This is a genomic window from Ethanoligenens sp. (genome assembly GCF_047718355.1).
Taxonomy (GTDB): Bacteria; Bacillota; Clostridia; order Oscillospirales; family Ethanoligenentaceae; genus Ethanoligenens.
Genome location: NZ_JBDNLG010000003.1, coordinates 1 through 22,462 on the forward strand (window position 1 = coordinate 1; position 22,462 = coordinate 22,462).

The following is a 22,462-nucleotide window of genomic DNA, read 5'->3' on the forward strand; positions in this document are numbered from 1 at the left end:
TGGAGGGATATCATAGAAGTGCAGAGGTCAAACACCCCAAATGTGATAGAATTAAAGAAAGAATGATGGGGTGTTTGAAATGCGCAAATATGACAAAGAATTTAAAGAGGAAGCGGTCAAACTGTCCGACGAGGTTGGCGTGAAGCAGGCGGCGGCGCAGCTCGGGGTTCCGTACTACTCGCTGGCGGAATGGCGTCAGAAACGAAAGGCCTACGGGGACCATGCTTTCGTCGGCAGCGGAATCCGCCGTGACGCACCGCTTTCCGAAAACGAGAGGGAACTGATGAAGCAAGTCCGAGAGCTTCAAAAGGCTAATGAGATTCTCAAGGATGCGCTTGGTTTTTTCGCAAAAGACCGGAAGAAGTAAAGCCGGAACGGCTGCATGAATATGTCACATTACGCCGGCGGCAGTACAGTACCCACGCTCTGTGCCGCTTCCTGAAAGTGAGCGAGTCCGGGTACTACCGCTCCCTTCGGGTGCAGGACACGCTCCGACCGTGGCAGCTTCTTCTGGTCCAGATCCGAAAGATTTATGAAGAACATCCGGACAACCGGAATTACGGTGTGGGACGGATTCTGCTGGCGCTGAAGCAAAGGGGCGTGAAGGCCAGCCGTTCCACCGTACGGCGCGCCATGAAAAAGGGCGGCCTGCTGAAGCCGCCAGTCCGCCGGCCTCAAGGACTGACAAAAGCAGATGCCGCGGCACAAAAGGCGGAAAACCTGATTCAACGGAACTTTATCGCGGCTGCTCCCAATCAAAAATGGCTGACTGACATCACACAAGTTGCGTGCATGGACGGAAAACTCTACATCGCCGCCGTTCTGGACTGCTACAATGGCGAAATTGTCGGCCTTTCCATGGACGACAACATGAGAAAGGAGCTGTGTATCCGCGCGTTTGAAGGTGCCTGTCGGGCGCGCGACGTACGCGGTATGATTCTGCACAGTGACCGGGGCAGTCAGTTCACTAGCGCGGATTTTCGGGAAAGTCTCGCCCGATATGAGGCCGTGCAAAGCATGAGCGGTACCGGGCGCTGCTATGACAATGCGCGGATGGAAAGCTTCTTTGCTACGCTGAAAAAGGAAAAGCTCTATAAAATCCGGGCGGAACAGATGCCGATGGCACAGGTCAAGACGATTGTTTTTCGGTATATCATGACCTATTATAACCGCATCCGCGTTTATACCAGCAATCCGGGCGGCTTACCGCCTACCGTGTATCGGCAGGCTGCGAAAGGTCTCGCTGCTTAACCGTAGCTTTGGGGTGTTCACACTCTGCACCATTCTTGACTTCTCCAGGACGATGATTTTGGAATCAGCATATTGCAGGATGTAAGAAGTGTGGCAATAATTATCATCCCTATGAAAATTCCAAAGGTTTTTTTCATATCATTATCCTCAAATTCCATGTACTGCGGATTTATAACCGCTTACGACCAACGCAATCAGAACAAGAAAAACCGCATTGAGCAACGAGGCAAAAAATTGTGCGGCGTTTCCGGATACTGCGCCCCCAATCAACGCGATGACCGCCCCGGCAAAGTTGACAAATACCAGATAACCAGCCAATTTGGGAACAGCGACCCGCTCACTTTGCACCGTATGCTTTGCCGATTTAACTGTGGAAAGAATGGCAGAGTAGTACAGAATAATCAAAGTGAAGATTCCCGCCACCAACAGAATGGCAACTATCAACAAAACGATGCTTCCCTGAGCATATTCCATGGCCCCGAATCCGTTTGCCAGATTCCCGGTGTAGGCGGTAGCAGCGATGAGCGCAATCTCAATAATGGCGCCAAGGATGCAGATACCTACAAGCTGAATGATGACGATGACCTGAATGAGCGTCAGTCCGCTGGTATTGATTCGAGGGTTTGTAGTGTCGGTACAGGCGTTAAAAAACAGCCATAGTCCAACCAGAATGAAGATATTGGGAATAAGCAACAGAAGATTAAAGGCGACTATTCCCTGCTGGATCGGTTCGAGAAACGGATCCAGTGAGCTGGAAAGTCCACCCAGGTTGTTGTCTCCAAGTATCTGTTTAATGTAATTAATCAGATTATTTCCTTGGAATGCCGTAATAAGTTTGATCAATACCATTAGGGAAAAAAGAATGGCGGCCACCAGCATCTTTCCAGAAGAGCCGTGGGTTTTGAGCAGGTTGATAGCCGGATTGGGCGATAGAAGTTTTTGTGCGGGTGCCTGGGTGCGGTAGACAGATGCCGCAGTCGCAGCTGCGGTGGTAGACGCGCTGAGATCATGTTCCATCGCGTTTCCACAATGTCTGCAAAATTTTTCTCCGTCTGCGGTCATCGTGCCACATTTGGTGCAGTAGGCCATATCGCATTCTCCTCTGTTCTTGTTTTTAGGAACTCTGTTTTTTTGTCTTCTGGAACTGCATCCATGTACTGTCTTTATAGTCGCTAACAGTGTTTTTGCCGGTCTGGTAGCCTGTAACTTTCAGTGTGTCATGGTTGATGGTGAAAACCAGCTTGACCGGGTTGCTTCCGTTGCTCGAATCATAGAAAGTGAGAATATTCCTGCTTTTGGTGTAGCGGACTTTTGTCGTGGCAGTTGAGCCCCCTTGGCTCAAAATGACGGTGCCGTTGTCTTTAAATTCCATCGTTTGCCCCAGGCCGGACTGCCATGTGCCCGTGAGGCCATTGCCGGAATGCACCGCGGCTAGAATAATGATCAAAACGACCGCCATTGCTGCGATTACCGCCGTAATCTTTTTCGTTTTTGCTGAGAGCTGTACGGTCGTGGTGCTTGCTGCAGGCGAGCTGGAGATGTCCGTGGTGCCCGACTGTGCGGTGGCCTGCTTCATGCCGCAGCCCGGGCAAAACACCGTACCCTCTCTCAATTGTTTTCCGCAATGTACGCAAAACATGTGTTCTTCCCCTCCACTGGAAAAATAAGTATCTGTTTGTTAGAGCGCATCCGTGCCGCGGGTCGTGTCTGATGCGCCCTGTTCCTGCTTCGCGCCGCAATTGCGGCAAAAACGCGCGTCAGGCGGCAATGCCGCCCCGCAGGCAACACAGGTGTGTTGCGGCAATACATCCGACGCAGCGTTTGCCGCGTCGATCGTACGCCCACAACTCGGACAGAATGCACTGCCGTTCGGAACATCTGCACCGCATTGCGGGCATGGATATACACCGCGAATCAGCTTGATCTGCTTTTGAATGGATGCAATGTCGGTAAGATTCTGTCTGATCTGGCGGATCTCGTTGACAAATACAGAATCGTCTTTTTCTGCAAAACGTTCAAAGTATTGATGGCCAATCTGCGTATAAATCCTCTGAATGGCCTCTTCAGCGTGCGAAATTTGACTGCTCAGTTTGGTCACTTCCGCAAAATCTTTTGCCTTTTGGGCCACGTCTTTGCTTTTGGCTGACAATGTATTCCCGATTTCGTCAAAAAATGACATAGAATCCCCCACCCTTTCCATGATGCACCGCCGTGCTGTGTGTCCACGGCCTAAAATGTGTTACACAAAACAGCGCCGCTTTCCACATAATAGCGGAAAACAGCGCTGTCTTTCAAAATGAACAGAATTAGCGGAGGAAACTGCAGAATTGCACAGGTTTACCGGCGCAGATAAAGGATCGCCTGGATGGTAAATGTCTCGGATTCACGCCGTATCTGAAGGTCCCCTCCATATTTGTCAATGACCTCCCGGATGTTTTGAAGACCGAATGACCCAAACCGCCGTTTTTCCTTGCGGCCGTCATTTTGCACCCGCGTGGAGTTGCTACAGCCCACAAACAGAATATTCAGGTTATTATGTATTTCCAGCCTTATAAACCGACCCTGCGTGCATACAAGACTCGCTTTTACCGCGTTATCGACTATATTCGCAAGTATCGTACAGAAGTCCATGTCCTCAATTTCAATTTTGTCTGGTAAAGAGACAGCCGATTGAAATTCGATCTGGTTGCATACGCATTGCTGTCGCAGTTTCTCCGTGAAATAATCTGCAATATGATTTTCAATCAGTTTGGGCCGTCGCACCCTCTGCGTTTCCGATAGTTGTCGCTCAATGTTGCGGATCGCACTCTCCGTACGGCCAGATTCAACATCACGGAGCGCCTGCGACAGTATCGTGCTTAGATGATCGCGCAGTGCGCCCAGTTCTTTGCTGTATGCACGTATTTGCTGCAGCCGCTCTTCCGAAAGCATGCGTTCCTGCCGTAGCCGAATGCTTTCCCGTTCCGTTTTTTCCGCGCTGGAAATGCCTCGGATCATCCATAGCAGAATCAGAAAGCTGCTGAGCATAAAGACGAGGCAGAAACTGCTGATGACGACCGTGACCATATGATGTGCAGTGATATTCTGGAAGATATAATTTGTAAGAAGAAGATGGCAGCAAAGGAGCGCCAATGTGGTGAACATCAATAGAGACCGGCTGACAAATTCCTTTATAGCGTCGAACCGGCCGAGAATGGATTTCAGCAAAAGGGAAAGCGGGATCAGCACGGCATTGATCAAAATACAATTGGAGAAAAGGTTGAGGGCATAGTTTTGGTACAGTTCCGCGTCCGTCATGTCATTCATTAAAAGGGCCAACAGAATGAAAAAACCCGAGACTTCCATGACCAGCTGCAATAAAATAGCGGTCAATATCCTGTTTTTCAATGTTCCATGATAGGAAAAGACCGTGATGACGACGGTCAGAGCGATAGTGGCGATATCGCGTACGACAGGAGGGATCACCAGATAAAACGCCGCGAAAGCTGCCCCGGGTATGAAAAAGAATAAAAAGATCAGAGACGTGCGATATTTTGGCTTTAAAAACTGGTGCAGAAAAAAAACAATACCGGCTGAATTTCCAGCCGAGCCGAGAAAATAATAGGTCAGCAGAAATGGAGAAAAGGGCGTTTGCCGCATCAGAGGTCACCCCCCGGAAGTTTTTCGAGCAGGCTGCGCAGATAGAGAGCCGCCTCTTTTGAGCGACCCTCCAGCAGCATGGTATCCACCAATCCCATGTGATTGCGCAGGTCGTGATGCAGTTTGTACATGTCCTTTTGATGTGACTCCATCCGGTCGGTTTGCTGCAACAGAAATCCCAGTTCCCTGTTTGCCCATTCGTCTTGTTTCTTTTGTTTTTGGCGACTTAAAATGGCCTGTATCAAATGCAGTGCGAACAGATTATACCCGACGATGGAGAGCGCGAACCCTATAATATTCAGCATTACAAAGAGACTGTCGGATCTCGTAAATACCAGTTCGCTGATGAGAATGGAAGCGAATGCGATTGTCGAGCATATGGGGATGACAAAACGGATCAATCGATTGACAAAGGACCTCCACATAATGCGTCACCTTTTGATGGAATGAAAGGCGGTAAATGCTTCCAGAGCCTTGCTGTAATAGGGGCGGCTGATGGGGATCTCCCGCCCATTATACAAAATGAATTTGCGCCCTGATTTATCAAGTTCATGGACGTATAGGAAATTGACAATATAACTTTTATGACAGATGTAAAAGTAATCCGTAGGCAGGTCGGGAATTCCCGTGAGCTTTGCGAAAAAGGTCAGTGGTTCTTTGCCGTCGGAACAATATAGATAAACGGTCTTCAGCCGGCTCTCGAAATACAGAATCTTTTCATAGGGGATGACGACCTCTCGATCTTTCAAATCGAGACGGAACACGGATCTTGCTCTCTCCCGAAAATGTTGAAGCGCCGTGCAGAGGACACACTCCAGTTTTTCCTCCGTAACTGGTTTGAGCAGGTATCCGGATGTGCGATACTGAAAACAATCCTCCATTTTATCCGGAAAAGCCGTGATAAACACCAGCCCGCATTGGATGTTTCTGCTGCGGACATATCGAGCGACATCCAGGCCGATACGCTCGTCAATGTACATATCGAGGAACAAGATATCAAATGCCCTGGGGTTTTCCTCGATATCGAACAACAGATCAGCACTTTTGCTGTATGTATGGATCTGTACCATATGTTCAAGGCGCGACGTGATATGATAAAGTAAGGCCTTCAACCGTTTCAATTCGCTGGAATCGTCGTCGCATATAGCAATGTTCATTGCTCTCCTACCTCTGCATTTTCCACAGCCTATCCGTATTTATGTGTATAAACAGATAGTAGGCTGCTAAATATGTCGTATGACTGTCAACGCCGATTTGAATTTGTAGGTTTGGGGGTTAAAAAATGCAGGAAAACAGCGGTGAGTGAATGTTAAAAAATCAGGTTTGCCCCTGTCCAAGAAGAGTGTTGACAATGCGCTGTTTCTGCTTCATGTATTCTTTTCTCTCTTTGAGCCGGTAGCTCTCGCCCTTAATATTGACGACGGTGCAGTGGTGCGGGACACGGTCGAGAATCGCGGAAGCGATGGTAACGTCGACAAAGATTTCGTTCCATTGAGAAAAGGTCTTGTTATATGCATCAAAAGACACCCATCTATGGTCTATTATACCATAGATGGGTGTCTTTTGCCTACAGGCTGATCAGTGAAAACAATCTGCTTTCACTGGTTCTTCCTAAAAATGTGTCATTTGCTCAATTTAGATGTAGGCTCTGATTATGCTCATATCGAAGTCATGATTAATGATTTTCCTTTTCAAAAATAATCTCATAGCCTTTTGCTCTAAATAGTCCGAACCGCTCATGATATGGTACAACAACTTGTTTAAGTCTCCAACCATTTTGGGCATCAGAAGCAATTACCTCTTTGCATTTTTTAATATCATCAGCTTGCTTAGTCATCGGTGAGAGGGGAATTTCAACAAACCTATATTCATACTGTGCCATAGTTTTGCTCCTTCCTGCATTATAAATAACATAAACCAAGTATAGCAAAAAGAAAAAATCCACATGCCAGTTTGAATCCTGACACATGGATTTTTTTGGTGCGCTTGACAGGAGTCGAACCTGCGACCTTTAGAGTCGGAGTCTAACGCTCTATCCAGCTGAGCTACAAGCGCGTATAAGAGATACCGGTGCTAAGTATTCGTTTCGAAATCGTATAACCCCATCGCCTGTCGAAGTACAATCAACAAGCAGGACGGGAAAATATTGATATCGGGATAGCCTAAATAGTATATCAGAAATACGCACGCTTGTAAAGAGCACGCAGAATTCACCGTCCGGAAGGGGTTATGAGGGTGCGTGGTGGGTAGGCTGTGGCTTTTTCTCACGGAACACCCAATACTTGCTGCCCAAAAAACTTGGCGGAGTGATTAAAATAGAATTAAGAACCGGTACGAGCAACACGCTGATATGCAGCAAATCTGTAAAGACATGCACCATATACGCACTGAATATATACAAAACAATATACAGCGCAAAAAATTTGACTGCGGCGCGTTTGGGTGGCACTGTTTTGGCCTGAAAGACAAAAACGAAATTCATCAAATAAGCATAGGCAGTACTGGAGGCAAATCCGATAAGATTTGCCACTTGTTTGTCTGCGTGAAAGGCCAGCGTCAGGTAATAGGCCGCCAGCATGACCAGTAGACCGCTAGCACCCACCACACAGAACCCGACCAGTTGGTAAAATGCGGGATATCGTTGCTTAAATGCGAAAAGGAGCTTTTTGATTATAACCATAAGAGCACCTGATTTTTCCGTAAAGTATTTGATTTGTGCAGATGTGAGAAAATCTGCACGTATCATATGATGCGGTGTACATCTATAGAATAGTTTATCACAAAACGGATGCATTGCATTGACAAATTTCAAAAAAACATTATAATGACACTATAGTCAATGACCAAGGAGTCAATTAAATGAAAACGCGAGAAGAGCAAAAACGAGAAACGCATCAGCGAATTTTGCAATCGGCTTATCAGGAATTTTGCAATGGCGGTATTCAGTCTTTTCGGGCAGCGGATGTCGCAAAAGCGGCGGAGGTCTCTCACGGCGCGGTTTTTGCCCATTTTCGGACACAAGACGAGTTGGTGGTTGAGATGATAGAGACCTACACCAAAGAAATGGCTATTCAAACGCATTTGTCATCGGCAAACGGTACTTCTGTCCGTGCAGTGATGGAGGCGCAGATGGAAGCCATGCGAAAATATGAGATGTTTTATGCACGCTTGTTGCGCGACACAGAAAATCTTCCACCAGCAGCCCGCGCGGCGTGGGTTGCAGTGCAATCGGCGATTTCCTTTCATCTTTGCCCTGCATTAGAGCACGGGATGCAAGCAGGAACCATTAAAAAAGCGCCGGTCAGCCTGCACTTTAACGCATGGATGGGTCTAGTTAGCTATTATCTCCTCAATGCTAGATTGTTTGCACCGGAGGGGCACGTTTTGGAGCGCTATGGGGACACGCTCATTGACCATTACCTATTGCTGATTTGTGTGGCGCTGAACAATGAGGATAAAGAAAAGGAGGATCACTATGATTGCTTATGATAATGTTTTTTTACCTATCAAAGACGTGCAGGGGGCCCGTGTCTTTAGTGTGCGGTTTCTGTCCGAGCCGTTTGCCATTGCCACCGGTACGGCGGTGGAGTTCGAGGATCCGGATGGCAACAGGCTTTGTTTTACTGAATACACCAAAACAAATGTGGAGGGATTAATATGACCACTTGTATTGCTTGCGGAATGCCGATGGAGCAGCCTGCCGATCATGCCATGGGAGATGTGAGCAAACCATATTGCAAATACTGTGCAAAGCCGGATGGCACCATGCAGTCCTATCCCGAAAAGCTGGAGGCGACTGTAGGGTTTTTGATTAAGACGCAAGGAATCGATGCGCAGGCAGCGCGTGTGCTGGCCGAACAGATGCTTGCGCGGCTGCCCGCTTGGCAAAACCGGTAGTGATCTGTGGCAGGCGGTCTGCTCAACAAGACAATTCTGCGGCACATCCAAGCAAAAGCGCCCACCGTGTCGGCGGGCGCTTTTGCTTGGATGACTTTTGCGGGGATTTAGCCCTGAAGCTGGGATTTGACCTGCTGAACCTCGCTGTCGTTCGCCTGCTGGGCCGGTTTGTAATATCCTTTGGACTGTGCCAGCTGGAACAGTTCATACTGCGAAGTCTCACAGTTGTTGCGAATCTGTTGAATCGTGGAACGAAGCTGCGGATTGGCGCATTCCGAGATGGCGTTTGCGTAGAACGTCAACTCTGTTTTTTCATCGGCCAACGCATCGTTGACCATGGTTTTTTCCTGCAACATATTAGATACCTCCTCAGTTCAAAAATGACATCAGTTTTTGCTTGGTGCTCTGGGCGCCCTGCGCGGATTTTTCAAAGAACGCCTTGATTTGCGGGTCATTTGCCTGCTGCGCATAATCTTGCAGTTTCTGATAAGCGGATTCGTGAGAACCAATCATGTGCCGGAGGTTTTGTAATTCCATTTGGTTTAGTTGAGACATATTGATACACTCCTTTCATTTGGTACACGCATAGTATCCCACCCGCAGGCAGGATTATGATATCCATTCACCGTTTTTTCTAAAAAAATCACGGGGACGTCGTCTTTTGCGAAGGGTATTTATTGAAGGAAAATGTGGAACACCGAAAAACTTGACACCTGCCAGAGGGTGCGTTATGATAGAGACAGTCCCGTTTTTTCTTGCGTCGCTTGGCGCGGAACGGTGGGTTTTCCGTAAGACATGGGGTCGCTGGAAACTGATTTTCCGCGACCCCGTTTTAGATTATTACAGACATTTATTCGAGTTGATGAATTGAAGAAAGGCTCCATACATGGAAACGTTGTTTGCTTTTTTCAAAAAGCCTTATGTGCGGCGCATATTGATTTTTATAGCGATCATAGTGGTGCTGGTTTGGCTGCGCAAGATGCTTTCGATTTTTTTGCTGACGTTCATGTTTATTTATTTTGGAAACAGTGCCGAAAAAGTCGTCAGTGGACTGTATCTAAAGCTGTTTAAACGAAAAACCAATCCACGCGTTGTGGTGATTATCTTATATGCACTGGTCATTTTGGCGCTGGTCATTTTGATGTGGATCTATATCCCGGTAATCGTTCACCAGATTGGCGATTTGATCACCAGTATGAATAAGACATTTGCATCGACACCAAAAACGGCAATAACCGACAGCAGCCAATTTTCCCTGCAATCCATCGTGTCGTTTGTATCCGGCCATGTGGATATTTCCAAATATCTGGCGAATGGCGGCACGACCATCGTGCAGTTCTTGAGCAATATCGGCACCGCCAGCGTCAATATTTTTATGGCACTGATCCTTAGTCTGTTCTTTTTGCTGGGCAAATCCTCGGTGCGTGCTTTTTTGCGGCAGTTTAAAGGAAGCAAGCTGCACTGGATGTATGAAGACATGCGATATTTCACAAAGAAATTTTCCAATTCATTTGGTAGCGTCATCCAGACACAGCTGCTGATTTCCTGTATCAACACAGTGATTTCCACCGTTGTCTTGTTTATCATGGGGTTTCCAAGCGTCATAGGTTTGGCTGCAATGATCTTTGTGCTGGGACTGGTTCCCGTGGCCGGCGTATTTATCTCCCTGATACCGTTGTGTATCGTGGGATACGCGACCGGCGGTGTTACTAAGGTGATTTGGGTGCTAATCCTTGTCGCCGTTCTACACGCACTGGAAGGTTATGTCCTTAACCCGAAACTGATGTCCAACAAGACACAGCTGCCGGTATTCATTACATTTCTGGTGCTGTTGATTGCAGAGCACGTGATAGGGCTGTGGGGATTGGTTATCGGGCTGCCGCTGGCGGTATTCTTGCTGGATGTGCTGGAAGTGCTGCCGCAGGATGGCGGCAAAAGCACCCGCCTTCCGCCGTTTCCGCGGTTTTCGGCCAGAGAACGACATGATTAAGGCCGATATTGTTTCAAGCTGTTTGATAGAAGGGATGGATATCATGGATTCTATTTTGCAAAATAAACATGCGGCGTTGCTTGCATATCTCCGCGGGTTGGGCAGTGTGGCAGTTGCATTTTCAGGCGGGGTGGATTCTTCTCTGCTGCTGCGCACCGCTTGTGATGCACTTGGCGCAGATCATGTGCTGGCTGTGACGGCGCGCTCCGCTACTTATCCCGAACGTGAACTGCGTGAAGCTGCTGCGCTCGCAAAAGCGTTTGGAGTGCGGCACGAGATTATTGTTTCGGAAGAACTCGATGTCGAAGGATTTGAAAACAATCCGACCGACCGGTGTTATCTCTGCAAAAATGAGCTGTTCCATAAAATCCGCAAGGTTGCGGACAAATTCGGGGTGTCGGAGATTGCGGAGGGTTCTAATCTGGACGACTTGGGGGATTTTCGCCCGGGTTTGCAGGCGGTAGCGGAACAGGGCATTCATAGCCCCCTGCGTGTCGCGGGACTGGCCAAAGCCGATATCCGCGCTATCTCACGGGAACTGGGTCTGCTCACGTGGGATAAGCCTTCCTTTGCCTGCCTGTCTTCCCGCATCCCGTATGGTGAAAAAATTACCCGTCAAAAGCTGCACGATATTGACTTGGCAGAGCAGCTGCTTATGGATATGGGTTTTCGGCAGGTGCGGGTGCGCCATCACGGTGATATTGCGCGCATCGAACTTTCGCCCGACGAGATGCCGCGCATGTTTGAAAATGGAAATGCCAAGCGGGTGCATCAAGCACTACAAGCATTAGGGTTTACTTATGTGGCACTTGATCTGAACGGCTATCGGACCGGAAGCATGAACGCGGTTCTTTCCTCCTCAATAAAGCAGGGCTGATTTCCTACTAAAGAAGTTGTGGAAATTACATAATGGGTGTTGACAGATACGCATGTTTAGGTTATAGTAATACATATAAATCCAATATATTTAGTTATTTATATGAAAGGCGGATGGCTAACATGATCGGATGGTCTGCTGCGGAACTTGCGACCCGGCGAATGTGTCACAGGCAGGTTTGCATAGCCTGTTGCGGCGGCTGATCCGGAGGATCGGGTCAGGCACATCCGTATTGCCCCGCAGAATCCTCTAGGGGCATCCATCAGAATAGAACGGTAAAAAGAAAGGTTGCTTTACACATGAGTGAGAAAAAATACAGCTTTGATACATTGCAGGTTCATGCCGGTCAGGAATCGCCCGACCCGACTACCGGAGCCCGCGCTGTTCCGGTCTATCAAACGACCTCCTATGTTTTTAAAGATACCGAAGAGGCTGAGGGCCGTTTTGGTCTGAAAATCCCGGGAAATATTTATTCCCGTTTGACCAATCCGACCACAGATGTGTTTGAACAGCGCGTTGCAGCGCTCGAAGGCGGTACGGCAGGTCTTGCGACGGCATCCGGCGCGGCGGCTATCACCTATGCCATCTTGAATGTGGCCAACGCGGGCGATAACATTGTGTCGGCCAGCACACTTTATGGTGGCACCTATAATCTGTTTGCCACCACGCTGCCGCGTTATGGCATCACCACCACATTTGTGGACCCTGATGAACCGGAAAACTTCAAAAATGCCATCGATGACAAGACCAAGGCGGTCTACATCGAAACGCTGGGCAATCCAGGTATCAATATTATTGACTTTGATGCAGTTGCCAAAATCGCCCATGATGCGGGCATTCCGCTCATTGTGGATAACACCTTTGCTACTCCGTATTTGTTCCGCCCTTTTGAACACGGTGCAAATGTAGTGGTGCATAGCGCAACCAAGTTCATCGGTGGGCATGGCACAGCCATCGGCGGAATAATCGTGGATGGGGGCAATTTTGACTGGGCGGCCAGCGGAAAATTCCCCGGCTTTACCGAGCCGGATGAAAGCTACCACGGCATCAAGTATGTTGATCTGGGAGGCGTGGCATTTGCTGTCAAAGTGCGCGCACAGCTGCTTCGCGATCTGGGCGCCACGTTGGCCCCATGGCATTCCTGGCTGTTTATCCAGAGCTTGGAAACTTTGTCCCTGCGCGTTGCGCGCCATGTTTCCAACACGGAGAAGATTGTGGCTTTCCTGAGCAAGCATCCGAAAGTGGCAGATGTGAGCTATCCGGGTCTGCCCTCAAACAAATACCATGCGCTGGCGCAGAAGTACTTTCCAAAAGGCGTCGGCTCGATCTTCAGCTTTGATGTGAAGGGCGACGTTAACACAGCCAAGAAATTCATTGATGGTCTGGAGATTTTCTCGCAGCTTGCCAATGTGGCCGATGCCAAATCGTTGGTCATTCATCCGTCTTCCACAACGCATCAGCAGCTTACAGCGGAAGAGCAGAAGGCTGCGGGCTTTGGTCCGGAGACAATTCGGCTTTCTATTGGGATTGAAGATCCGGATGATTTGATTGCGGATTTGGATCAAGCGCTCAATCAGGCAGTGTAAACGATCTTTTCTAAACGATGATATGAATCCCTTTTCATATGATACATCCCCGTGCAGGAATTATCCTGTACGGGGATGCTTGTTGTACGCGGCATATCCCGGAGACATCCGGTCTATTCAATTTAAAATTTGAAATCCGGTATCAGAGGTTGTCTCAACCTCCTGTATGTCGACATGGTCTACATGAGAGAAACGAGGCCCTTTTTGCACCTCTTTGGTGAAACGGTCCAGTTTATGGGGTGCGCCCTGCGCTTCCAATTCGACTTCCCCACTGTCCAGATTTTTTACCCAACCAATCAGGCCCAAACGCAGGGCTGTTTGCCAGACAAAGTAACGAAAACCGACCCCTTGCACCAGGCCGGACACCAGCATGTGATATCGTTTCATGCAACGCCCTCCTTTTAATACGACCCGCCTGTCGGCGGCTGTACAAGCCGTGTGCGCCTTGATTTGGATTCTTGTCTGTATTATAGCAAATTTCCATTCCCGCGTATAGCCTGGCAACAAGCAGCGCATAGACCGGCGATACCGGTCTATGCGCTGCTTGAGCAAGTATTACATTGGCAATGAGGAACAAAGCAACAGTGCTAATGTAATCATAGATTAAATGGCCATGCAGTGCACTGTTTCGGTGACAATACGCTTCTATAGGTAAGTGCCGGGGTAATATTATAGGTTGGCAGGCAAAATAACAGTGATGGTCGTGCCCTTTCCAACAGCGCTTTCAATCTCAATGTGACCTCGGTACAGCCCCACGATATGCTTGACGATGGACAGCCCCAATCCAGTGCCGCCCTGACGGCGGCTGCGACCTTTGTCCACCCGGTAAAACCGTTCAAAAATACGCTGTGTTGAATCGGGGGGGATGCCTACGCCGGTATCGCTGACGCAAAACAGAACATTGCCGTCTTTAGACGAGATCTCCACTTGCACACGGCCGTCCGGTTTGTTATATTTGACCGCATTGTCGATGAGATTTAACGCAAGCTGTGTCATGCGATCCGGGTTGGCACGCAATGTCCCCATGTCACCTTTCACTTCTACTGTTATGTTCCGTTTATGGGCCGACAATGCAACTGATTCAACCGCACGCTGGGCGGTCAACTTCATGCTGACGGTGGTGAAGCCCACATCGGCGTTCACCGATTCCAATTCTGATAAGTGAAGAATGTCGTTGATGAGTTCAATCATGCGCTCTGTTTCTTTTTGGATGCGTCCCAAATATTCCTTTACTTGTTCCGGTTCGGTAATGATGTCAGCTTCCATCAGTTCTACGAACCCTTTAATAGCAGTTAACGGGGTTTTGAGTTCATGTGACGCATTGGCTACAAATTCAGAGCGAATCTGTTCAGTGCGGCGCACGGCGGTCACATCGGTAATCAAAAGGATGACGCCGTTGCTTTTTTCCGCAACAATCCCATTCACGGCGCTGATGGAGATTTGCAGCGTGAGGCGGCGCTCGGTGTCCTCCCAATCAAACGAATCCGCTTGGCCGGTTGCAATCGTTTGGGTGGCGGCTTCAATGAGCCTTGGCATATGGGTCAAATGCAGCAGGTTTTGCCCCAGCATGTTTTCATCGCCGGATTTGAAAAACTCGGCTGCCCGTTTGTTCATTACCACAATGGTGAGGGCATTGTCCAAGGCTACAAGGCCTTCATTCATATTGTTGAGCATATCATCGGCACGTGCGCGTTCAGAATGCACTTTTTCACTCGCCTGTGAGATCTGCATCAGCAATTCCCCAACACGGGCCTGGCCCGGAAGGAATGCATCCTGTATGGTGATGTGCTTGCTGTCTCGAACGCCTTGACGCAATTGTTCCAAGACCTGTATGATGCCGTTCATGCATTGTTCCGTACGTCTTTGCACATGCAGGCAGGTGAACAGCGCGGTAACAGCGCCTGCCAGCAGACCAAAAAGCAAACTGTAAACAATATTTTCATAGCCTGCGGTGGGTTGCATAGTATCTGTGAACAAAGCCAATGTGCCGCTGCACGCCAATACGCCTACCAGCACCGCTAAAGCAGATGCCCACCAAACGGAACGCTTGAGCATGTTAATTCCCCCTGCACCGAATACATTTGTTTTGCGGAAACGGAAGGCCGTGTGCGAGCTGAGCGCACACGGCCATATAATAAAGGTGATTGTTTTTCTCAACCGTCGAACTTATATCCAACACCGCGCACCGTGGTGATAAAACGCCCGCCATCACAGTCCGCACCTAGTTTTTGCCGCAAACTGCGTACATGCATATCCAGCGTACGGGTTTCGCCGGCATACCCATAGCCCCAAACATTGTCCAACAGGCTATTGCGTGTCATAGCCTTCCCTTGATTTTCCATGAGCAGCTTGAGCAATTCAAATTCCTTGAGCGTCAATTCGACGGCCCTTTCATTCAAAGTGACTTCGTGACGCTCCTTATCGAGGCGGATACCATGTGAGGTCAGCACGCTTTTGCTGGAACCCGATTGGTCGGTGTGCCGCAGAGCGGCGCGTACCCGGGCCATGAGTTCCAATACGCCGAACGGTTTGGTGACATAATCGTCGGCGCCCAAATCTAAACCGGTCACTTTGTCGATTTCGCTGCTTTTGGCGGTGAGCAGAATAACCGGTACATGGGCCGCGGGCCCCGCTTTAATCTGGCGCAGTGCAGTCAATCCATCCATGCCGGGCAACATAATGTCCAGCAGGATCAGATCCGGCAGATGTTTTTCCATCTCTGGAAAAAGCAATTCGGCCTCCTCAAATCCCAAGACATGCAGACCGCAGGATTCTAATGCGCATTTGATGACTTCCCGGATGTTTTCTTCGTCTTCCACCACGAATGCCATTTTTGCCATGCCGATTTTCTCCTGTATTTCAATCGTGGAGATGCGTGTTTATACAAGTCCATTACCGAGACGCCCAGTCTCAATCGTCTGGAAACAACCCTGCCGCTTATAGGATTTGCTGGTCCTTGATGGAACCGGTCACGAAGAAAATAACCCATTCCGCGATGTTTTCTGCATGATCCGCAATGCGCTCAATGTATTTTGCAATCATCAACAGATCGATTGCTTCATCGGCATTGCTTGGGTTTTGCACAAGGATGGTCACGATTTCCTGTTGGATGGTATGAAACAGCTGATCCACCTCATCGTCGCGCTCAATGATTTCCCGAGAGAGTTTCATATCACTGTGGACAAACGCGTTGACGCTGTCTTTTACCATCGAGGACGCGATGTGGGCCATCAACGGGATATGCTCAATGGATTGGGTCGGCGGATGTTCTCCAAAACGCACGAGGATGTCCGCAATACCCACTGCGTGGTCACCGATACGCTCCATATCGGTGACGATCTTCAACGCGGCGGATACCGCGCGCAGATCTTTGGCTACCGGTTGCTGCCGCAGAAGCAACCGCAGGCACTGGGTCTCGATATCCCGCTCCAAATCATCAATTTGCTTGTCATTTTCCACGACCGATTGTGCCAGAGCGATATCCTGTTTTTCAAATGCAATGATGGAGCGGTCGATGGCCTCTTCCGCTAATCCCCCCATGCGAATCAAACGCAGGTGTAACTGTTCCAGCTCTTTTTCAAATTCAGTACGCACGTTCACGCTTTTCCCCCTCAATATATGAAATACATGTTTGCCAAATGTGTTTTTCTCGGCATGGAATCAATAAAGAAACAGTGGGTATCCATTGACGGTGCTGTCCCAGTATCATATATGCGGAGAACAGCGGTAATATTCACCCGAAGCGTCCGGTGATGTAGTCTTCAGTACGCTTGTCTTTCGGCATAGAGAAAAGCGTATTCGTTTCGCTGAATTCGACGATCTCTCCATGCAGAAAAAATGCGGTGAAATCGGAGATGCGGGCGGCCTGCTGCATGTTGTGTGTAACAATGACAATGGTGTATTGCTTTTTGAGTTCACCGGCCAACTCCTCAATCTTCATGGTGGAGATTGGGTCGAGTGCGCTGGTTGGTTCATCCATCAGCAACACTTCCGGTTCCACCGCAAGCGCGCGCGCGATGCAAAGACGTTGCTGCTGGCCGCCGGAAAGCCCCAGCGCACTCTTGCGGAGGCGGTCACTTACTTCATCCCACAGGGCGGCGCCGCGCAGACTCTTTTCTACGATGGTGTCAAGCGCTGCACGATTTTTTGTGCCGTGGATGCGAGGACCGTAGGCGATGTTGTCATAAATAGACATGGGGAACGGGTTGGGTTGTTGGAATACCATGCCCACCCGTTTGCGCAACAGGGTGACATCCATGTCACGGGCGTAAATGTCCTCGCCATCCAGGGTGACTTCCCCATCCACGCGTACTGAAGAAATCAAATCGTTCATGCGGTTGAGCGTTTTGATAAAGGTGGACTTACCGCAGCCGGACGGTCCAATCAGCGCGGTGATGTGGTTTTCATAGGCAGCAAGGTTGACATTTTTCAATGCCTGGACTTCACCGTAGTACAGATTGACATCCTTTGCGGTCATTTTGACTTTCATTGTTTTTCCTCCAGCGCGTCACTTTTTGTTTCCGGTCATTTTACGTTCCAAAGCATTGCCGATAATACGTGCGCCCAGGCTGAATACAAAGACCATGATGATCAAAATAGCCGCCGAAAAATCGGCCTGTTCATGCGCGTGCGGTACGGATGGATTGGTGTTCATATCCCAGATGTGCATGGCGAGCGTTTCACTGGAACGGAACGGGTTGATTGGGGACATTCGGCTCAACGGGTTCCAGTTTCTGAAATTGATGTCTGTTCCTGTGCCCACGATATAGAGAAGCGCGGCCGCTTCACCGAATGCGCGGCCTCCCGCGAGGATGATGCCGGTGATGATGCGGGGAATGGCGGCGGGCACCAGCACGCGCACGATGGTTTGCCAGTGAGTTGCGCCGATGCCAAGGCTGCCTTCCTTGTAGTATTTGGGGATGGCACGCAGGGAATCCTCCGTGGTAGTGGTTACCAGCGGCAGGTTCAGGATAGAGACAGCCAACGCACCAGCCAGCAGGTTATAAGAAGAATGCGTCATCACCAGAAACACCAGGTAGCCAAATAGGCCGACGACAATGGACGGCAGGGAGGAAAGTGTTTCGATGCAGGTGCGGATGAAACTCGCAAGACGTCCCTCCCGCATATATTCAGCCATATAGATACCTGCGCAGATGCCGATTGGGGTGCTGATGGCCAGAGAGAGGATGACCAGATAAACAGTATTAAAGAGCTGCGCCCCAATGCCGACTCCCGGCGTACCGGAGAGAATGTATGCGGCCCGTCCGCCGCGGTAGAGGATGAAGATGGTGAATGCCGCAAGCAGCAGCAGGAAGAAACTTGCTACACCGTACAGGACGCCGGTCGCAATATGGTCAGCGCGCCTTGCTTTGCTGACAGGGTGAGCTTTATTGACAGAACTGGTCATGAACGTGACGCTCCTTTCTTCCCGATGATGCGGACAATCATAATGAAGGCGAACGAGATGAGAAGAAGCAGAAGTGCCATTGTCCACAAGGCGCTTTGCAGCTCACCGCCTTGTGATGCATTCCCCATCGCACCGGCGATCATGGTAGTGAGGTTGCTGGTTGGTGAAAGGATGTTCTTTGGAAAAGCGTTCATTGGTCCAATAACCATAGCGACCGCAAGAGCCTCGCCGAAAGCGCGTGCAAGACCAAGGATGATGCCTGTAAGGACACCGGGCAAAGCAGCCGGCATAATCACCTTACAGATAAGTTGCCACCGGGTGGAACCCAGTCCGTAGGAGGCCTCTTTATAAGCCGAAGGAATATGGCGGATGGCATCTGCGGAGATGCTGGTAATGGTCGGAAAAATCATGATTGCCAACACAATGGCACCAGCCAACACGCTAAACCCGATTTGCAAATGAAATACATCGCGGATAAAGGGTACCAGAAGTACCAGGCCCGTCCAGCCATAAACCACCGACGGAATGCCTACAAAGATCTCAATGGCCGGCTGTAGAAAGCGCTTGCCCATTTTGGGGGAGATTTCAACCATAAAGATCGCCGCTGCTAGGCTAAAAGGCGTGGAGATAAGTAACGCCAGAAAGCAGATAGAGATGGAGCCAAAGATAAAGACGGCTGCACCTACATGTCCATACTGCCCGCCGGTTATCGGACCGTCTATCGGAGACCACTTGGAGGAGAACAGGAATTCCCAAACGCTGTGGTGGTATACGGTGAAGGTTCGCAGCCCGTTTACAATCAGGAAAATGCCAATAATCAGTGTGATGGCCGCCGTGAAAATCCCAAAAATCGTGACAATGGATCGCCCAAGCGACTCTTTTCTAAAATAGTCCAGCCGAAAAACCGGCCGTTTATCAACTTTCTTTTTTATAATCTGCTGTTCTTTTGAAAGCACTTTCTCCATCCTTTATACCCCTTAGCGTTTGCGTAGCGGTAAAGGCCAAACGGAAAAACCGCCGGCCTTTACCGCTACGCAGGTGCATATGTCATTGCGAAACAATGGGATGCATTGACTAAGCTGCTGCAAGCTGTATGCTTATTTGGAAGATGCCGCAGAGGACGCCGAAGACGCCGCCGAAGAAGACGCGGAGGAAGAAGAGTCCGTATGCGGTACCTTTATTTTGCTGGCCACACCGTATCCAAGGGTTTCTGCGCGTGTTGCAAAATCGGAAGACTGGATATATTTGATGAATGCGGCTGTCGCACTTTTGGCCTCACCCTTAGTGTACATATGCTCGGTGCCCCAGACTTTGTATTTGCCGGAATAGATGTTATCCAGTGTCGGCGCAACATTGTCAATCTTAATGGTGTTAACGCTCGGGCTGGTGACCAAGTAGGATAAAGCGACATAACCGATCGCGCCCTTGTTGCCTGAAACGTCCTGCAAAAGAACACCGGAATCATCTGTGTTGAGGGAGGAGGCAGTTTCTTCGACGTTATTCAGCGCATACTGTTTGAACAACGCGCGGGTGCCAGAGTTGGACGGGCGGGTAACCAACGTAATGGGTTCATTCGTACCGCCGACATCGCTCCAGTTTTTGATCTTGCCGGTAAAAATATCAGAAAGCTGCTGGCTGGTGAGGCTGGCCACTTTCACATCGGAGCTGGCAATGACCGCAACGCCAACGACAGCAACCTGATGGTCAACCAGTGTTTTTGCCTGATCGGCAGGCAGCTTGGACTCGGCGGTCACATCAGAGTTACCGATATCGACTGTGCCGGCTGCAACCTGCTGAAGACCGACGCCCGATCCGCCCGCACTGACAGTGATGGAAACATCAGGATTTTTTTGCTGAAAGGCTGTTTTAGCCGCGTCTACCAACGGTTTGAGCGCCGAGGAACCTGCCGCTGTGACGGTACCGCTGACCGCGCTGGAGTCGGAGGAACTGCTGGAGGCCCCGTTCGAGTTGCTGCACGCCGTAAACAGTACACCCAGCATTGCCACTGAGGCGACTGCTGCCAAAAGCTTCTTCATAAAATGTTTTCTCCTTAGTGTTGCATACTATCTCTACCATTTCCACTATACCTTTTTTGCAGAGGGGTCAAAAGCAAATGAAGGTAAAGATTTTGTAAAGACTGTGTAAAGTATGCACGTTTTCGACGACTTTATGCGTAATTCCACTCATTTACCAAAAAGAAGCATTTACAAATCGTCGAAATATACACCATTATGCCTGGGCGGAGAGCAACGCGATGCCTTTTTGTATCCGGCGCAGGGACTCCTCTTTTCCAAGCAGTGTGCAGAGTTCCACTGCGCCGCCTGGCGTGAACTGTTTGCCGGAGACGGCGACACGCACCGGCCAGAGCACCACGCCGTTTTTTACGCCCTTTTTCTCCACGAGGCCGAACAGCGCCGCGTGCAGGCTTTCTCGCGACCAGTCTTCCAATGCTTCCAGCACAGGCAGCGCGTCCCGAAGAGTTTCTAACGCATTTGCTGGGTTTGTTTTCATTTTTTTGCTCACATAGAGCGCGTTGTCATACACGGGCAGCTCGTCGATGAAGTCCAGCTTCTCAGGGATATCGGTCAGTTTTTCGCAGCGCGGCTGCAAAACTTCGGCAATCAGACGCGTGTCGACGTCCTGTTTGACTGCCTGTTTGATATAAGGAAGCGCCAGATCATGGAATTGCTCCAGGCTCATGGCGCGGATGTAGGCGCTGTTGATCCATTTGAGCTTGGCGATGTCGAAAATAGCCGGCGACTTGGAGATGCCGTCGATAGAAAAGGCGTTGACCAGTTCCGTCAGCGAAAAGATTTCCTGCTCGCCTCCGGGGCTCCAGCCCAGCAGGGCGACATAGTTGAGCACTGCCTCCTTGAGGTAGCCGTCCGTGATGAGGTCGTCATATGTGGGATCGCCGTTGCGTTTGGACAGCTTGTGGTTGGCGTCCCGCATGACCGGCGGGCAGTGGATATAGGTGGGGATGTCCCACCCAAACGCCTGATAGAGCAGATTGTATTTCGGCGCGCTGGACAGGTACTCGATGCCGCGCACCACATGCGTGATGCCCATGAGATGATCGTCGATCACATTGGCAAAGTTGTAGGTAGGCAGACCGTCGGTCTTGATGAGGATGTTGTCATCCAACGTATCGTTTTCCACTGTGATGTCGCCGAAAATCACATCCTGAAATGTGGTGGAACCTTCGGGGATTTTCTGACGCACCACATAAGGCACGCCCTCCGCCAGCAGACGGTTTACTTCCTCGGGCGGCAGATTGCGGCAATGACCGTCATATTTGTGGGGCACACCGCTGGCCTCGTGAATTTTGCGCAGTTCATCCAACCGGTCCTTGCCGCAGAAGCAGTAATACGCGCCGCCTTTTTCGATGAGTTCCTTGGCGTAGCGGGCATACGTTCCCCGCCGCTCACTCTGGATATACGGTCCCACCGGGCCGCCGATATCCGGACCTTCGTCCCAGAGCAGGCCGGTTTCGCGCAATGTCTTGTAAATAATTTCGACTGCGCCTTCCACGTAACGTTCCTGATCAGTGTCCTCTATGCGCAGAATGAATTTCCCACCCTGCGCCTTGGCAATCAAGTAGGTATAAAGCGCCGTGCGCAGGTTGCCCACATGCATGTAACCGGTGGGGCTGGGCGCAAAACGGGTGCGCACTTCTGTTTGACCCATGTGCAACTTCCTCTCTAAATAAACCGCCCGGGCGGCATAGTATAAAAACGGCCGGCGGCGGTTTTTGATCCTTATCAATGTGCCACAGCACACCCTTTATCATACATTTAGACTGGTGTTATTGTCAA

The 22,462-nt window shown here is 49.8% G+C and carries 27 protein-coding genes, 1 tRNA gene and 1 pseudogene; 8 read left to right on the forward strand and 21 right to left on the reverse strand.

Annotation, left to right across the window (positions count from 1 at the left end):
- Positions 1-79: 79 nt before the first annotated feature.
- Positions 80-367 carry a transposase gene (locus ABF463_RS00745; RefSeq protein WP_415531622.1) on the forward strand — a complete coding sequence of 96 codons (288 nt, stop codon included), beginning with the start codon at positions 80-82 and terminating at the stop codon, positions 365-367.
- 11 nt (positions 368-378) lie between these two features.
- Complete coding sequence (locus ABF463_RS00750; RefSeq protein WP_415531679.1) at positions 379-1,251, forward strand: IS3 family transposase; 873 nt, start codon at positions 379-381, stop codon at positions 1,249-1,251.
- Between the two features lie 147 nt (positions 1,252-1,398).
- On the opposite strand, the gene ABF463_RS00755 is transcribed toward ABF463_RS00750, so the two are convergent.
- From ABF463_RS00755 to ABF463_RS00800, 10 genes and pseudogenes are all read right to left on the reverse strand, one after another.
- Positions 1,399-2,340: a zinc-ribbon domain-containing protein gene (locus tag ABF463_RS00755; protein WP_415531623.1), complete on the reverse strand. Its 942-nt coding sequence runs from the start codon at positions 2,338-2,340 to the stop codon at positions 1,399-1,401.
- A gap of 25 nt (positions 2,341-2,365) precedes the next feature.
- Positions 2,366-2,890 carry a zinc-ribbon domain-containing protein gene (locus ABF463_RS00760; protein ID WP_415531624.1) on the reverse strand — a complete coding sequence of 175 codons (525 nt, stop codon included), beginning with the start codon at positions 2,888-2,890 and terminating at the stop codon, positions 2,366-2,368.
- 39 nt (positions 2,891-2,929) lie between these two features.
- Entirely contained in the window at positions 2,930-3,430 is a 501-nt protein-coding gene (locus ABF463_RS00765; RefSeq protein WP_415531625.1) for a zinc ribbon domain-containing protein, read from the reverse strand.
- 158 nt (positions 3,431-3,588) lie between these two features.
- The gene (locus ABF463_RS00770) at positions 3,589-4,890 is read right to left on the reverse strand and encodes a GHKL domain-containing protein (protein ID WP_415531626.1); all 1,302 of its coding nucleotides are present in this window, start codon (positions 4,888-4,890) and stop codon (positions 3,589-3,591) included.
- Positions 4,890-5,315 carry a hypothetical protein gene (locus tag ABF463_RS00775; protein ID WP_415531627.1) on the reverse strand — a complete coding sequence of 142 codons (426 nt, stop codon included), beginning with the start codon at positions 5,313-5,315 and terminating at the stop codon, positions 4,890-4,892. Before ABF463_RS00775 ends, ABF463_RS00770 begins: the two co-directional genes overlap by 1 nt.
- Before the next feature lie 6 nt (positions 5,316-5,321).
- A complete protein-coding gene (locus ABF463_RS00780) occupies positions 5,322-6,047 on the reverse strand; it encodes a LytR/AlgR family response regulator transcription factor (protein WP_415531628.1) in 726 nt (241 codons plus the stop codon).
- 160 nt (positions 6,048-6,207) lie between these two features.
- Positions 6,208-6,399: pseudogene (locus ABF463_RS00785) on the reverse strand (ATP-binding protein); the annotation flags it as partial.
- Between the two features lie 166 nt (positions 6,400-6,565).
- Positions 6,566-6,772, reverse strand: coding sequence for a DUF4177 domain-containing protein (locus tag ABF463_RS00790; RefSeq protein WP_415531629.1), 207 nt, complete (start codon positions 6,770-6,772; stop codon positions 6,566-6,568).
- A 96-nt stretch (positions 6,773-6,868) separates the two neighbouring features.
- Positions 6,869-6,945 (reverse strand) — tRNA-Arg (locus ABF463_RS00795).
- Positions 6,946-7,117: 172 nt separating this feature from the next.
- A complete protein-coding gene (locus tag ABF463_RS00800; RefSeq protein WP_415531630.1) occupies positions 7,118-7,570 on the reverse strand; it encodes a GtrA family protein in 453 nt (150 codons plus the stop codon).
- A gap of 179 nt (positions 7,571-7,749) precedes the next feature.
- Between ABF463_RS00800 and ABF463_RS00805 the strand changes: the two genes are divergently transcribed.
- The 3 genes from ABF463_RS00805 to ABF463_RS00815 are packed head-to-tail and all read left to right on the forward strand — an operon-like array spanning position 7,750 to position 8,787.
- Positions 7,750-8,379, forward strand: coding sequence for a TetR/AcrR family transcriptional regulator (locus ABF463_RS00805; RefSeq protein WP_415531631.1), 630 nt, complete (start codon positions 7,750-7,752; stop codon positions 8,377-8,379).
- The gene (locus ABF463_RS00810; RefSeq protein ID WP_415531680.1) at positions 8,366-8,551 is read left to right on the forward strand and encodes a hypothetical protein; all 186 of its coding nucleotides are present in this window, start codon (positions 8,366-8,368) and stop codon (positions 8,549-8,551) included. Before ABF463_RS00805 ends, ABF463_RS00810 begins: the two co-directional genes overlap by 14 nt.
- On the forward strand, positions 8,548-8,787 hold the full coding sequence (locus ABF463_RS00815) for a zinc ribbon domain-containing protein (protein ID WP_415531632.1): 240 nt from the start codon (positions 8,548-8,550) through the stop codon (positions 8,785-8,787). Before ABF463_RS00810 ends, ABF463_RS00815 begins: the two co-directional genes overlap by 4 nt.
- Positions 8,788-8,894: 107 nt before the next feature.
- On the opposite strand, the gene ABF463_RS00820 is transcribed toward ABF463_RS00815, so the two are convergent.
- Positions 8,895-9,143 (reverse strand): spore coat protein, encoded by a 249-nt coding sequence (locus ABF463_RS00820; RefSeq protein WP_415531633.1) that lies wholly within the window; start codon positions 9,141-9,143, stop codon positions 8,895-8,897.
- A 13-nt stretch (positions 9,144-9,156) separates the two neighbouring features.
- A complete protein-coding gene (locus ABF463_RS00825) occupies positions 9,157-9,342 on the reverse strand; it encodes a hypothetical protein (RefSeq protein ID WP_415531634.1) in 186 nt (61 codons plus the stop codon).
- A 331-nt stretch (positions 9,343-9,673) separates the two neighbouring features.
- Between ABF463_RS00825 and ABF463_RS00830 the strand changes: the two genes are divergently transcribed.
- The 3 genes from ABF463_RS00830 (at position 9,674) to ABF463_RS00840 (ending at position 13,240) form a co-directional block, all read left to right on the forward strand.
- Positions 9,674-10,777, forward strand: a complete 1,104-nt coding sequence (locus tag ABF463_RS00830) for an AI-2E family transporter (RefSeq protein WP_415531635.1) — start codon at positions 9,674-9,676, stop codon at positions 10,775-10,777.
- Positions 10,778-10,820: 43 nt separating this feature from the next.
- On the forward strand, positions 10,821-11,654 hold the full coding sequence (gene larE / locus ABF463_RS00835; RefSeq protein ID WP_415531636.1) for an ATP-dependent sacrificial sulfur transferase LarE: 834 nt from the start codon (positions 10,821-10,823) through the stop codon (positions 11,652-11,654).
- Between the two features lie 299 nt (positions 11,655-11,953).
- On the forward strand, positions 11,954-13,240 hold the full coding sequence (locus ABF463_RS00840) for an O-acetylhomoserine aminocarboxypropyltransferase/cysteine synthase family protein (RefSeq protein WP_415531637.1): 1,287 nt from the start codon (positions 11,954-11,956) through the stop codon (positions 13,238-13,240).
- A 117-nt stretch (positions 13,241-13,357) separates the two neighbouring features.
- Here ABF463_RS00840 and ABF463_RS00845 read toward each other — a convergent pair whose 3' ends face one another.
- From ABF463_RS00845 to gltX, 9 genes are all read right to left on the reverse strand, one after another.
- Positions 13,358-13,627, reverse strand: coding sequence for an acylphosphatase (locus ABF463_RS00845; protein ID WP_415531638.1), 270 nt, complete (start codon positions 13,625-13,627; stop codon positions 13,358-13,360).
- A gap of 282 nt (positions 13,628-13,909) precedes the next feature.
- Positions 13,910-15,295, reverse strand: coding sequence for a sensor histidine kinase (locus tag ABF463_RS00850; protein ID WP_415531639.1), 1,386 nt, complete (start codon positions 15,293-15,295; stop codon positions 13,910-13,912).
- A gap of 98 nt (positions 15,296-15,393) precedes the next feature.
- Positions 15,394-16,080, reverse strand: coding sequence for a response regulator transcription factor (locus tag ABF463_RS00855; RefSeq protein ID WP_415531640.1), 687 nt, complete (start codon positions 16,078-16,080; stop codon positions 15,394-15,396).
- 97 nt (positions 16,081-16,177) lie between these two features.
- Positions 16,178-16,840, reverse strand: a complete 663-nt coding sequence (gene phoU, locus ABF463_RS00860; protein WP_415531641.1) for a phosphate signaling complex protein PhoU — start codon at positions 16,838-16,840, stop codon at positions 16,178-16,180.
- 133 nt (positions 16,841-16,973) lie between these two features.
- Positions 16,974-17,729: a phosphate ABC transporter ATP-binding protein PstB gene (pstB, locus tag ABF463_RS00865; RefSeq protein WP_415531642.1), complete on the reverse strand. Its 756-nt coding sequence runs from the start codon at positions 17,727-17,729 to the stop codon at positions 16,974-16,976.
- 18 nt (positions 17,730-17,747) lie between these two features.
- A complete protein-coding gene (gene pstA, locus ABF463_RS00870; protein ID WP_415531643.1) occupies positions 17,748-18,647 on the reverse strand; it encodes a phosphate ABC transporter permease PstA in 900 nt (299 codons plus the stop codon).
- The gene (gene pstC / locus ABF463_RS00875; RefSeq protein WP_415531644.1) at positions 18,644-19,612 is read right to left on the reverse strand and encodes a phosphate ABC transporter permease subunit PstC; all 969 of its coding nucleotides are present in this window, start codon (positions 19,610-19,612) and stop codon (positions 18,644-18,646) included. The genes pstA and pstC overlap by 4 nt, the downstream gene beginning before the upstream one ends.
- Positions 19,613-19,744: 132 nt before the next feature.
- Positions 19,745-20,683, reverse strand: coding sequence for a phosphate ABC transporter substrate-binding protein (locus ABF463_RS00880; protein ID WP_415531645.1), 939 nt, complete (start codon positions 20,681-20,683; stop codon positions 19,745-19,747).
- Positions 20,684-20,876: 193 nt separating this feature from the next.
- Entirely contained in the window at positions 20,877-22,334 is a 1,458-nt protein-coding gene (gene gltX / locus ABF463_RS00885; RefSeq protein ID WP_415531646.1) for a glutamate--tRNA ligase, read from the reverse strand.
- Between the last annotated feature and the right edge of the window lie 128 nt (positions 22,335-22,462).